The organism is Dyadobacter sp. CY326 (assembly GCF_021390515.1).
Lineage (GTDB): Bacteria > Bacteroidota > Bacteroidia > Cytophagales > Spirosomataceae > Dyadobacter.
Window position 1 is genome coordinate 463510 of the sequence record NZ_JAJUXI010000005.1, and the last position, 14221, is coordinate 477730.

The 14221-nt window shown below is 46.8% G+C and carries 9 protein-coding genes; 8 read left to right on the forward strand and 1 reads right to left on the reverse strand.

Going from position 1 to position 14221, the window contains the following annotated elements; all coding sequences use genetic code 11:
- Positions 1-72: 72 nt before the first annotated feature.
- The 7 genes from LZG73_RS12655 (at position 73) to LZG73_RS12685 (ending at position 11566) form a co-directional block, all read left to right on the forward strand.
- Positions 73-861 carry a LytTR family DNA-binding domain-containing protein gene (locus LZG73_RS12655; protein WP_233849801.1) on the forward strand — a complete coding sequence of 263 codons (789 nt, stop codon included), beginning with the start codon at positions 73-75 and terminating at the stop codon, positions 859-861.
- Positions 862-1046: 185 nt separating this feature from the next.
- Positions 1047-1667, forward strand: a complete 621-nt coding sequence (locus LZG73_RS12660; RefSeq protein ID WP_233849802.1) for a putative colanic acid biosynthesis acetyltransferase — start codon at positions 1047-1049, stop codon at positions 1665-1667.
- On the forward strand, positions 1654-2499 hold the full coding sequence (locus tag LZG73_RS12665; protein ID WP_233849805.1) for a glycosyltransferase family 2 protein: 846 nt from the start codon (positions 1654-1656) through the stop codon (positions 2497-2499). Before LZG73_RS12660 ends, LZG73_RS12665 begins: the two co-directional genes overlap by 14 nt.
- Positions 2500-2611: 112 nt before the next feature.
- A complete protein-coding gene (locus tag LZG73_RS12670; RefSeq protein WP_233849807.1) occupies positions 2612-3517 on the forward strand; it encodes an NAD(P)/FAD-dependent oxidoreductase in 906 nt (301 codons plus the stop codon).
- Between the two features lie 372 nt (positions 3518-3889).
- Complete coding sequence (locus LZG73_RS12675; RefSeq protein WP_233849815.1) at positions 3890-9400, forward strand: T9SS type A sorting domain-containing protein; 5511 nt, start codon at positions 3890-3892, stop codon at positions 9398-9400.
- A gap of 151 nt (positions 9401-9551) precedes the next feature.
- The gene (locus LZG73_RS12680) at positions 9552-11120 is read left to right on the forward strand and encodes a MutS-related protein (protein WP_233849823.1); all 1569 of its coding nucleotides are present in this window, start codon (positions 9552-9554) and stop codon (positions 11118-11120) included.
- Between the two features lie 23 nt (positions 11121-11143).
- Positions 11144-11566: a secondary thiamine-phosphate synthase enzyme YjbQ gene (locus tag LZG73_RS12685; protein ID WP_233849825.1), complete on the forward strand. Its 423-nt coding sequence runs from the start codon at positions 11144-11146 to the stop codon at positions 11564-11566.
- A gap of 28 nt (positions 11567-11594) precedes the next feature.
- Here LZG73_RS12685 and LZG73_RS12690 read toward each other — a convergent pair whose 3' ends face one another.
- Complete coding sequence (locus LZG73_RS12690) at positions 11595-11777, reverse strand: hypothetical protein (protein WP_233849827.1); 183 nt, start codon at positions 11775-11777, stop codon at positions 11595-11597.
- 249 nt (positions 11778-12026) lie between these two features.
- Between LZG73_RS12690 and LZG73_RS12695 the strand changes: the two genes are divergently transcribed.
- A complete protein-coding gene (locus tag LZG73_RS12695; RefSeq protein ID WP_233849829.1) occupies positions 12027-14204 on the forward strand; it encodes a prolyl oligopeptidase family serine peptidase in 2178 nt (725 codons plus the stop codon).
- The last annotated feature ends 17 nt before the right edge of the window (positions 14205-14221 follow it).

Below are 14221 nucleotides of genomic sequence, written 5' to 3' on the forward strand. Positions count from 1 at the left end.
CATGACCTGTCCAAAGAATTCCCCATATTGCCCATTTCAACGTTTAGATTTACTCATCAAACCCTCTGCTCAATGATCAGTATACTCGTTATTGAAGAAGAAGCAAAACTGGCAACAAAACTGCAAAATATTATAGAGCAATTTGGAAGTGGCTTCAAAGTATGTGCAATTGTTGGATCAATAAAAGAAGCCAAGAAATGGCTGGTTAATAACAAATCCCCCCACTTGATCATATGTGGCGTCCGTTTCCCCGACGGTCTGATTTTCAAGCTGTTCCAAGATTTTACCATCACATGCCCGGTGATATATTACACCGAAGATTATGAATTTGCAATGAAGGCGTTTGAAAACAATGGCATTGATTATTTGGTAAAACCTGTCGACAGCGGCCTGCTTAACAGAAGTTTGGAAAAGTTTTGTCGCTTTCGGCGATTTTTTGGCGAGGACGCCTCTCACGACTCGCTTCGCCTGAGTCAGGCCATTTCCACGCTCAGTGGGTTCAGGAGCTCTATTCTGGTCTATTTCAAAGATCAAATCATCCCGATCAACCTCGATAAAGTCGATTACATTTATTACAACAATTACCAGGTGACCGTTTATTCAGAAAGCGGCCAATACGAGACCCGGGACACGCTTAACAACATTTTCGAGACGCTGAATCCCAGGGATTTTTTCCGGGCTAACCGGCAGTTCATCATTCATAGGAAGTCCGTGACCAGCATTCAGCAATATTTTGGCAGAAAGCTGCTCATCGGCATCTCTTGTCGCACCCCGGAGCCGGTCATTATCAGCAAGGCAAATGCAACTGACTTTTTGAAATGGCTGGAAGGATTGCACGTAGAAGAAAATGTATATCAATAGCGTTGCCTAATGTCCGCCTTAACACACGATTTGCCCGTCTTGCCTTTCGGCACTTGTAACACGGCATTAACGGAGACATTTTTGTGAATCACGGACGTACCAACTCCTGACTAAGGAAGCAAAATCTCGTGTAGAAATTATTGTCGTATATACATGAACGTTACTACAACTAACACCAGTTAGTTGTGCACATTCAGTATGTCGTCTCGCATCGTGCAATGGAAATAAATACGAACACGCATCAGGGACCGTCATTCTCTTTGGCCAATCGAATCGCCAGGCTAATGTGGTCTTTGTCATCGGTCTTTTTTAAATATTCACCCAAACCATTCCATGCATGGCGTTCATTTTTGCTGCGCTGTTTTGGAGCAAAGGTTGGCCGCGGCGTTCACGTATATCCGCATGTGTCGATATGGGCACCCTGGAATCTGGTGCTTCACGATGAATGCGGCATTGCCAACAATGTGACTTTATACAGTCAGGGTAAAATTACCATTGGAAAAAGAGCCGTGATTTCGCAGGGAACGCACATTTGCACCGGAACGCACGATTATACGAACGAAGGATTTACACTTTTAACGCTGCCGATCCACATTGGTGAGCAAGCCTGGATCGCAGCAGATTCTTTCATTCATCCCGGTGTCATCATTGGAGCGGGATGCGTGATCGGTGCGCGCTCCGTTGTGCACAAAAATATGCCCGAGTGGACGGTTTGCGCAGGCCATCCCTGCAAGCCGATCAAGCCACGGGTCATCGGAGAATTCAGTAAAACAGCCCTAAAAGTTTTAACTCATGAGTCCACTTGATCTGACCATCGTCATTCCGGTACGCAACGAAGAAACAAACCTGGCCAACTGCCTGCGCGCGATCGGGCCCGAATTGGCAGCAAACATTGTTGTCATTGATTCACACAGCACCGACAGAACGCAGGACATTGCAAGGGAATTTGGCGTGGAAGTGATTGTGTTTAATTGGAACGGCCATTTTCCCAAAAAACGAAATTGGTATCTCCGCATGCATCCGCCGCAGACCAAATGGGTGATGTTTCTGGATGCGGACGAATATTTGACTCCCAAGTTTAAATCGGAGCTCAGAAATGCCCTTACCCAGCCAAGCGATGTGGTCGGTTACTGGCTGAATTACACCGTATATTTTTTAGGAAAAGAACTCAAAGGCGGCTATCCGCTGCGCAAACTGGCGCTTTTCCAGGTCGGCAAAGGGGAATACGAGATGATTGATGAAGACCAATGGAGCCATTTGGACATGGAAATTCACGAGCATCCGATATTGAATGGCAAGATCGGTTTGATAGAAAGCAAAATCGATCATCAGGATTTCCGGGGCATATCGCATTATGTTGACAAGCACAATGCTTACGCGAGCTGGGAGGCTGCGCGCTTCATGAAATTGTATTCGGAAACGTCGATGATGACGAAGTTCACCTGGAAACAACGGATCAAATATCGCCTCATCAAAACGCCACTCGTTGGCCCGGCTTTCTTCTTCGGAAGTTTTATTCTGCTAGGCGGGTTCCGCGACGGGACCCGCGGATTCACATTTGCCATTCTCAAAACGGCTTACTTCATTCAGGTTTATTGCAAGATCAGGGAAAAGACATTTACGCAAACATACAACTGACGTTCGGCATTTATATTTGCAACATTGTTGCAAATATAAATGCCTTTCCTAACTTTGCTTCTATGACGCGCAGCAGGGCGCTTGCCGTCTGCACAAATAGAAGCACTGTAATATGGACAAATCCGACTTTGAAGTAATCATTATTGGCGGGAGTTACGCCGGACTTTCTGCTGCGATGAGCTTGGGCAGATCATTGAGAGAAACCCTGGTGATCGATAGCGGCAAGCCGTGCAATGCCCAGACGCCAAACTCCCACAATTTCCTCACGCAAGACGGCCAGACGCCAACACAAATTGCGCAAATCGGCAAAGAACAAGTCAAGCGCTATTCAAGCATTCACTTTTACGAAGGATCTGCGACCGATGGCCGAAAGGTCAATGAAGGTTTTGAGATCTCGACCGAATCGGGTGACACATTCAAAGCGAAAAAACTAATCTTCGCGACGGGCTTGAAGGACATCATGCCTGACATTCCCGGTTACGCCGAATGTTGGGGCATTTCTGTCATTCATTGCCCCTATTGCCATGGCTACGAGGTTAAGCATGAAAAAACAGGGATTCTGGGAAACGGCGAAGCTGGCTTCGAATATGCCAAGCTGATTTCCAATTGGACGAAAGATCTGACTGTTTTCACAAATGGCCCTTCCCAATTCACGCCTGAGCAATCCGCTAAACTTTCCAAACACAACATTCACATTGTCGAGAAAGCAATTTCTTCGCTGGTGCATAAAGCAGGAAGATTAAGCAAGATAATTTTCAATGACCACACCGAAGAGGCAATCACGGCAATTTACTCACGGCCGGTTTTCGAGCAACACTCTCATATCCCGGAACAGCTCGGCTGCGCATTTACAGAAACTGGTCTTTTAAAACTGGAAAACTTTCAACAGACAACGGTCCCCGGCATTTTCGCAGCAGGAGACAATTCCAACCAGGCCCGATCCGTCGCCATGTCCGTATCCTCCGGCTCCATGGCCGGCGCGCTTGTTAATGGGGAGTTGATTAGGGAGTGGTTTTGATTTGGCAGTGATGCTCGAAGTGTGAATGCGTAGCATAGTAAGAATAACTTTTTCCCTGGACATCCACGTCCAGGGGCTCAAAGCCCTTTTGAGCTCGTCACCCTATTTTTTGAGTGATGCAAAAAATATATTTACATTGTTAGTAGAATTAATACTATACAATGGAAATATATTTTATAAATTTGACCGAAGTTGTTGGCGATACTAGTTCTTGCTTGAACCTGATAGTGAACAGCTTCCCGATAATCAACCACCACTAGTTATCCAGTTCTTTTGATGAAAAAAATATACCGGCTAGCTTTTCTTTTTTGTCTTTCAATTGCTTCATTTTTCTGTTCAGCGCAAAAAGGTGTTATTATAACATCCAGAAACTTGCCAATCGGAGTTGTTAACATCTCTGAAACTTCGGAGGCAGTCGGGTTTAACGAAAACAATTTTATTGATGGCTACGTCAACAAAAGTGGGAATGAGATCACTTTCTTCCCCGTTGGCCATGGAAATTTTTACGGTCCGTTTGAAGCCGGCGCCATAGGAACCGAAGGCGCTTACTTTCACACCGATCCCAATGCGGCCACACTTCCTGCGGGTGGCCCTTTCAACATTCAGACAAAAGATGGGGATATCAAAAATGTCAGCAATAAAGAATATTGGGACATCAATGGGACGAATGCAACGCAAATCACATTAAGCTGGAATGCCGAAAGCGATCTTACAACCCTTACGGCGAACGATATCAGTTCTATTACAATTGCTGGATGGAATGTAATTAGTGCGAGATGGGAAAAGATCAACTCGGTAATAGACCAAGTCTCACTACTGGGAACAGCCAGTTCCATTACCTCCGGATCGATTACCACGATTCAATCTATTGTTCCAAACCAGTACAACATTTTTACATTGGCGTCAATGACAGCTTCCGTTGTTGCTCCGGACTATGAGGGCTTGCTCCAAACGGCTTCCTGTTCCGAGGTTCGAGGCTGGGTTTGGGATAAAAAGCATGCGGATGCCGAATTAACTGTTGAGCTGCTCGAAGGAAGCATGGTTTATGCTGCTGTAAAGGCAAATCAATATATCGCTGAGCTCAAAAATAGCGGTGTAGGAACGGGAAATTATGGGTTCATTTTCCAAGTGCCTCAGCAGCTTAGGGATGGAGCAGCACATCAGTTTAGCATTCGAGTTCGAAGTTCATCCTATGTTTTACCAGGATCACCCAAAACCACAAGCTGTAATTTTGACGGACTCGTGGAAAAGACGGACTGCTACACGCTTTCTGGCTGGGCTCGCAACAAGGACAATGATGGTGAAGCCGTAATTGTTGAAATCCTTGAAGGAAGTGTTCTACACGCGACGGTCACTGCGAATCAGTTCAGAGCTGACTTGAAAAATGCCGGAATGGGGACTGGAAACTACGGATTCTCGATTGCCCGGCCGGCTGCACTTCAAGATGGAAGGCAACATCAACTTACTTTCCGGATCAAAAACACTGCGTATCGACTGTCAAATCAAGCTGTGTTCGACGTTTGTAACACGCCACTTTATCAAGGCGTCTTCGACGTTGCCAGCTGCAATGAGCTCAAAGGCTGGGCATGGGATAAAAACAATCCATACGGACCTGCGCTTACTGTTGAAATATTGGAAGCAGGCAATGTCATTGCCACGGCAACGGCAGACCTGCTCAGGGCAGAGCTCATAACCCTGGGCACTGGCACAAGCAAATACGGGTTCAGCCTGCCACTGCCGGCTGCACTCCGCGACGGGCAGCCGCACACATTGACAGTGCGGGTGAAAGGAAGCAGCACAATATTGAACAATACCAAAATTGTGACATGCAACCCACTCTCTGCTTATCAGGGCACTTTTGAAGCTGCCAGCTGCAATGAGCTGAAAGGATGGGCATGGGATAAAAACAACCCAAATGCACCAGCGCTGGTTGTGGAACTGATTGAAGCAGGCCGAATCGTGGCAACAGTCAATGCCGACATTTACAGGGAAGACTTAAAGAATGCAGGCACGGGGACTGGAAAATACGGGTTTAGCACGCCTTTCCCAGCACTGCTGCGTGATGGAAAGCCGCACACAGTAACCGCCCGGGTCAAAGGGACAACATTTGTTTTGGAAGGTGCAAAAGATATTACCTGCCCGCCACCATCACTTTACCAAGGTGTATTTGACGTCGCCAGCTGCAATGAGCTCAAAGGCTGGGCATGGGATAAAAACAATCCTTACGGACCTGCGCTAACAGTTGAAATATTGGAAGCAGGCAATGTCATTGCTACGGCAACCGCAGACCTGCTCAGGGCAGAGCTCATAACCCTAGGCACTGGCACAAGCAAATACGGGTTCAGCCTACCACTGCCGGCAGCACTTCGTGACGGACAGCCGCATACATTGACCGTGCGCGTGAAAGGAAGCAGCACGATATTGAATAATACCAAAATTGTTACATGCAACCCACTCTCTGCTTACCAGGGCACTTTTGAAACTGCCAGCTGCACTGAGCTGAAAGGATGGGCGTGGGACAAAAACAACCCGAATGCACCAGCAATGGTTGTAGAACTGATTGAAGCAGGCCGAATCGTGGCAACAGTCAATGCCGACATTTACAGGGAAGACTTAAAGAATGCAGGCACGGGGACAGGAAAATACGGGTTTAGCACGCCTTTCCCAGCACTGCTGCGTGATGGAAAGCCGCACACAGTAACCGCCCGGGTCAAAGGGACAACATTTGTTTTGGAAGGTGCAAAAGATATTACCTGCCCGCCCCCATCACTTTACCAAGGTGTATTTGACGTCGCCAGCTGCAATGAGCTCAAAGGCTGGGCATGGGATAAAAACAATCCTTATGGGCCTGCACTAACAGTTGAGATATTGGAAGCAGGCAATGTCATTGCCACTGCAACGGCAGACCTGCTCAGGGCAGAGCTCATAACCCTTGGCACTGGCACAAGCAAATACGGGTTCAGCCTACCACTGCCCGCAGCACTCCGCGACGGACAGCCGCATACATTGACCGTGCGGGTGAAAGGAAGCAGCACAATATTGAATAACACTAAAATTGTTACATGCAACCCAGTTTCTGCTTACCAGGGCACTTTTGAAGCTGCCAGCTGCACAGAGCTCAAAGGATGGGTGTCGGACAAGAACAACCCGAATGCACCAGCAATGGTTGTGGAACTGATTGAAGCAGGCCGAATCGTGGCAACAGTCAATGCCGACATTTACAGGGAAGACTTGAAGAATGCAGGCACAGGGACTGGAAAGTACGGTTTCAGCACGCCTTTCCCGGCACTGCTTCGCGATGGAAAGCCGCATACAATAACTGCCCGGGTGAAAGCGACAACGTTTGTTCTGGAAGGTGCAAAAGACATTACCTGCCCGCCGCCATCACTTTACCAAGGTGTATTTGACGTCGCCAGCTGCAATGAGCTCAAAGGCTGGGCATGGGATAAAAACAATCCTTATGGGCCTGCACTAACAGTTGAGATATTGGAAGCAGGCAATGTCATTGCCACTGCAACGGCAGACCTGCTGAGGGCAGAGCTCATAACCCTGGGCACTGGCACAAGCAAATACGGGTTCAGCCTGCCACTGCCGGCAGCACTCCGTGACGGACAGCCGCATACATTGACCGTGCGGGTGAAAGGAAGTAGCACAATATTGAACAACACCAAAATTGTAACATGCAACCCAGTCGCTGCTTACCAGGGCACTTTTGAAGATGCCAGCTGCACAGAGCTCAAAGGATGGGCATGGGACAAAAACAACCCGAATGCACCAGCATTGGTTGTAGAACTTATAGAAGCAGGCCGCATCGTGGCAACAGTCAATGCCGACATTTACAGGGAAGACTTAAAGAATGCAGGCACCGGAACTGGAAAATACGGGTTTAGCACGCCTTTCCCAGCTCTGCTGCGCGATGGCAAACCGCATACATTGACTGCCCGTGTGAAAGCGACAACGTTTGTTCTGGAAGGTGCAAAAGACATCACCTGCCCGCCCCCATCACTTTACCAGGGCGTCTTCGACGTCGCCAGCTGCAATGAGCTCAAAGGCTGGGCATGGGACAAAAACAATCCATATGGACCTGCGCTTACTGTTGAAATATTGGAAGCAGGCAATGTCATTGCCACGGCAACGGCAGACCTGCTCAGGGCAGAGCTCATAACCCTGGGCACTGGCACAAGCAAATACGGGTTCAGCCTGCCACTGCCGGCAGCACTCCGCGACGGGCAGCCGCATACATTGACCGTGCGGGTGAAAGGAAGCAGCACAATATTGAATAACACTAAAATTGTTACATGCAACCTAGTTTCTGCTTACCAGGGCACTTTTGAAACTGCCAGCTGCACTGAGCTGAAAGGATGGGCATGGGACAAAAACAACCCGAATGCACTAGCACTGGTTGTAGAACTGATTGAAGCAGGCCGCATCGTTGCAACAGTCAATGCCGACATTTACAGGGAAGACTTAAAGAATGCAGGCACCGGAACAGGAAAATACGGGTTCAGCACGCCTTTCCCAGCACTGCTGCGCGATGGAAAACCGCACACAGTAACTGCCCGTGTGAAAGCGACAACATTTGTTTTGGAAGGTGCAAAAGACGTCACCTGCCCGCCCCCATCACTTTACCAAGGTGTATTTGACGTTGCCAGCTGCAACGAGCTCAAAGGCTGGGCATGGGATAAAAACAATCCATATGGACCTGCGCTCACTGTCGAAATATTGGAAGCAGGCAATGTCATTGCTACGGCAACGGCAGACCTGCTGAGGGCAGAGCTCGTAACCCTGGGCACTGGAACAAGCAAATACGGGTTCAGCCTGCCACTGCCGGCAGCACTCCGCGACGGTCAGCCGCATACATTGACCGTGCGGGTGAAAGGAAGCAGCACAATATTGAATAACACCAAAATTGTGACATGTAACCCACTTTCTGCTTATCAGGGCACTTTTGAAACTGCCAGCTGCACAGAGCTGAAAGGATGGGCATGGGACAAAAACAACCCAAATGCACCAGCGCTGGTTGTGGAACTGATTGAAGCAGGCCGAATCGTGGCAACAGTCAATGCCGACATTTACAGGGAAGACTTAAAGAATGCAGGCACCGGAACAGGAAAATACGGGTTCAGCACGGCTTTCCCAGCACTGCTGCGCGATGGAAAGCCGCACACAATAACTGCCCGGGTCAAAGGGACAACATTTGTTTTGGAAGGCGCAAAAGACATTACCTGCCCGCCGCCATCACTTTACCAGGGCGTCTTCGACGTTGCCAGCTGCAATGAGCTCAAAGGCTGGGCATGGGATAAAAACAATCCTTACGGACCTGCGCTCACTGTTGAGATATTGGAAGCAGACAATGTCATCGCCACGGCAACCGCAGACCTGCTGAGGGCAGAGCTCATAACCCTGGGCACTGGCACAAGCAAATACGGGTTCAGCCTGCCATTGCCTGCGGCACTTCGTGACGGGCAGCCGCATACATTGACCGTGCGTGTGAAAGGAAGCAGCACAATATTGAACAACACCAAAATTGTGACATGCCAATCAACCCTCCGGGAAATTGCAGCGCCTGAAATTGCCTCACAAGTAAAAAAAGAACTTGTCGAGTTGGATGAGCGCCCCACGAACTCAGATTTCGAACTGACAGTTTCACCCAATCCAACAAATGGCTTGCTCACGATCAAAGCTTGGTTGGCAAAGAATAAGAAAGCTCAATTGTCAATTACTAACCTTACCGGGCGAACGGTTTGGCAACAATCGACCATCGGTTCTGGTGAATCTTATCAGATACAGGTCGATCTGAGCAGTCATGGAACCGGCACTTACGTCGTATCACTTCGAACCGCCGACGCAACGCTTGTCAAGAGAATTGTTTTGATAAAATAAATTGCATTCAAAAAGTCTGATAGAGAAATCTATCGGACTTTTTTTTGAACATCAGCTTGAAAATCCCTCCGCTCATAACACATTCCATCCATTTAAATCTAAAAATCATACATTGGTTCCAGCTTAATTAATATGCTATGAACTAATGTTGATGAAAACGTCTTCCAAAGCAGAAAGTATACAACAAGTCAAAACAGGATATTTCAATTTCGGTCAGATTGAAAAGTATTTTGTTAAGGAAGATCAGGACGGCGTTTTTCAAGTAATTGCTGATAGAACTTTCCAAGACCTGGACCTTGAAGATGTTTTCAAGTTTATTGATCGGACCGTTTCCAGCATTGGTCAGCAATATTTATATTATTTTATGCGGACCATTCCGCAAGGCGATTCTCGAAAGCTGCGACTAGAAAAGGCGATCAGTATTATTAAAAAAAATCCCGATCTGAGGACAGCGCTTATTGCGGAAATTTCGAAACTTAATAAAACCGATGCCTATTACATCACTTCACTTATTTACGGAAAGTATACACAAAGGCCAGCTTGGTTCTGGCTTGTAAAAATACTTTCGGTTATCAGCATGTTGTCCGTCATGCTTGCTTTCTTCTTTCCAAAAATATTGATTTTTATTATTGTTTTGTTGCCTGTTAATCTGGGCATTCATTATTGGAATAAAAACAATTTATATCAATACGGAAGCTCTATTCCGCAACTGCTTGTTTTGACTCAAATTGCCCAAAGGATATGGAAGAATAGCGAATTCAATGATCAAAAAAATGGGTTGCACAATAGTATAAATACATTGAGGCAACTGGGATTGCCCATGTCTATTTTTAAAATCGAAGCTAAACTGCAAAGCGAGATCGGTCAATTTATCGATTATGTTTTTGAATTGTTTAAAGCATTGTTTTTGATAGAACCGGTTTTGCTTTTCACGGTTCTACAAATTCTGGACGCTAAAAGGCAGCACATTAAAGCTGTATTTCAATTCGTAGCCGAAACTGACATTGCTCTTTCGACACTTGCGTTAAGAGAAAACGCTGCTTACTGGTGCCAGCCAATATTCAGCACGCACAAAAAGCATTTGCGAATGCAGGAAGTTTATCATCCCTTAATATTTAATGGTGTTTCTAATGACATTACATTCAATGAAAAATCGATCCTGATTACTGGCTCTAATATGTCAGGCAAAACCACTTTTATTCGCACCGTAGGCATTAACGCATTGCTGGCGCAGACAATTAACACTTGCTTTGCAAAAGAATTCGTGATACCCGCCATGAAAATTCATTCATCGATCCGGATTTCAGATGATTTGCTTGGCGATAAGAGTTATTATTTTGAAGAGGTTTTAACATTGAAAACCCTGCTGGAAGAAAGTCAATGCAATCACGCCAATTTGTTTTTGCTCGACGAACTATTTAAAGGAACAAATTCGGTTGAACGAATTGCAATCGGCAAATCTGTGCTTACTTATTTATCAAAAGATGATAACCTGGCCGTAGCCTCCACGCACGACCGGGAACTGTCTGACCTTTTAGCGGACACGTTTGATCTTTATCATTTTACGGAGATTATCAATGGTGATGACATTGTTTTTGACTTCAAGCTGAAACCCGGAAAACTAGCGACCACCAATGCGATCAGGATTTTGGAACTGAACGATTATCCAAAAGAAGTTGTCGATGAAGCGATTCGATTGGTGACAGGTGATTTGCCCTGACTAATATTCGATACTTTTGCCTCATGAAAATATTTCAGCAAAGTTTGACATTTCGTGAAAAGCGGCGCGGGTTTCATTTGATCACCGGTGATATTCTGCATGCTATGCCACAAATTTCAGAGATCAGCACCGGCATGTGCCAGGTTTTTATCCAGCACACTTCGGCCTCGCTTACCATCAACGAAAATGCGGACCCAACTGTGCGGAAGGACTTTGAAATGTATTTCAACAAAACGGTGCGGGAAAATGACCCGGATTATGAGCACGACTACGAGGGATCGGACGATATGCCGGCACATTTAAAAGCCTCATTACTGGGCAGTTCCGTCATGATTCCGATTCGCAACGGGCGGCTTGCACTAGGCACCTGGCAAGGCATTTATCTTTGTGAACACAGGGATCGCGGCGGGGCGAGGAGCTTGGTGGTGACGTGTTGGGGGATTTAGGGGGCAACCCAAAGCATGAATTCCGGTTTTATCTTTTAATCCGCTTCCTTATCCTGCTCAATGATGGATTTGTTTTACTGGCGAAGGATGTCACCAGCAAAACCCAAATAAGGGAGAATGCCGCGCGTGTAAAATAAAGTGTCCGTAGCGATTTGGCGGTCTGAACAGCCTCGCTGGTAAGGGTTATGGTGGATGTGTCGGATGATTTCATGATATACATTTTGTTTTTTGTTACATCAAAGGTCAATCAGAATTAACCGCCCGTTTTTCACCTAAGTTAAAAACCGCAGAAAAAGGCGAATTTTTTTTTGGTCGAATCTATATCGGTCATTCAAGACCCTTTACAGATTACTATGTTAAGCTGAAAAAACTACATTCTCTAAATGGAAAACAAGTAGTAATACGCTATTTTTCAGCGTGTTGAAAATATAGCTTTACAAGAAAGTCAAAACATCCTGTTATGAAACAACTTGTATTATTGTTACTCGGCTTGTTACCAACCACTTTTTGCTTCGCTCAATCTGATCAGGTCAATCCCGCCCTTCCTGCCAGCCCCAAGCGACCAGTCATTGACACCTATTTTGGCAAAAAAGTCACCGATAATTATCGCTGGCTTGAAGACATGACTAAACCCGAAACAGTGTCGTGGTTCAAATCCCAGGGCGATTATTCCAACGTAGTGCTTGATCAGATTCCCGGACGTAATCAATTGATTGAAACCTTTACCGAATACGATAAGCTGCTTGCAGTCCGGTACGGCGAAATTATCAAACGGGGCAATCTGTATTTTTACCGAAAGACCCTTCCGTCAGAAAAAGTGGGCAAAATTTATGTTCGGGAAGGCAAATCAGGAAGTGAACGCTTGATTTTTGATCCGGAGGCATTTGAGAAAGGTAAAACCTACTCGATTTCGGCATTTACACCCAGTCCGGACGGCAAAAAAATGGTCATCGGTCTCCAAGAAGGCGGGGGCGAATATTCTACTTTGCGGACGTTGGACGTTGCGACCAAGACCTTCGGCCCCGGCCAAATTTCTTCTGTGTTTGGAGGCTATGTTGTATGGCTGCCGGATGCAAGTGGTTTCGTTTACACACCTGATAATTCTTCCGACCCCAATGATCCCAAAGCCGCCATTGATACCAAGTGCCGACTTCATAAGCTTGGCGATTCGGGTAAGACAGATCGTGAAATATTTTCGCGGACCAAATACCCGGATCTGAAAATCAAGCCCGAGCAAATCCCGGATGTATTTTACTCCGAAGATCATACCCAATTATACGGACACCTCGGCTCCGTCGACTGGCGAAACGACGTTTGGGTAGCCGCACCGGCAGACCTGAACAAACCCGCTATCCCCTGGAAGCGTTTGCTCGCCCCCTTGGATAGCATTCAGAGTTTTGTCAAAATCGGCGACCAGCTGTTCATGAATAGCCTTAAAAGCGCTCCGAACGGGCAGATCATTGTAACGGATGCAAACAATCCAAACCTGTCAACCGCGACTATTGTAGTCGCCGAAAGCAAGCTGAACATCACACAAATTTTAGCGACCAGGGACTATCTGTTTGTCAACCTGAGTGACGGCATTAATCAAACGATCCAATACTATGATCCCAAACACAAAGTTTGGAGCACCATTCCAATGCCCATTAAAGGCACCATGCGGCTGGAAAGTTATGAAGCTTCCAAAAGCAATGAAGTAAATATTTTCGGCACGTCATGGAATAACCCAGGCACCTTTTATGACTTTGATCCCCAGACCAAAAAATTAGAAGTTAACGCTTTCCACGTACAGATGAATTATCCCGGCGTCGCCGATTTGGTGGTGGAAGAAATAGAAATCCCCAGCCACGATGGGGTGATGGTGCCCTTATCACTGGTTTACCGAAAAGATCTTAGAAAAGATGGGAGCGCGATATGCCTCATGCATGGTTATGGGGCTTACGGAATTTCGGCAACGCCCTTTTTCAGCCGGCAGTATCTCGCCTTGATGAACAAAGGCGTATTAATTGCAATGACCCATCCCAGGGGAGGCGCTGAAAAAGGCCTTGCCTGGCACAAAGCCGGTTTCAAAACGACCAAACCAAATACCTGGAAAGACTTCATCGCCAGTGGCGACTACCTGGTAAAAAATGGATACACCTCCAAGGAAAAGCTAATCGGAATGGGGACGTCTGCGGGCGGTATCCTGATTGGCCGGGCCATCACCGAGCGCCCCGACCTCTTTGCAGCAGCCATCAACAATGTAGGCATCAGTAATCCGCTCCGGTTCGAACTTACGCCTAATGGCCCCGGAAACCTGCCCGAGCTTGGCACCGTAAAAGATTCTACCGAGAGCATGGCATTGTATGAAATGGACTCCTTTCATCATGTGAAGGATGGTGAGAAATACCCCGCGGTCATCAATGTTGCTGGCATGAATGACCCTCGGGTGATTGCCTGGCAACCCGGAAAATTCGCTGCAGCGTTGCAAAATTCCAGTTCGTCCGGCAAGCCAGTCCTCATGCAGGTCAACTATGACAATGGCCATTTTACCGAAGACAAAACGGTCTCATTCCGCAACTACGCTAATATGTATGCTTTCTGTTTGTGGCAAGCAGGCCACCCGGATTTTCAGGTTTTAGGCTCAAAAATGAACTGATAACTGATCATTTAACA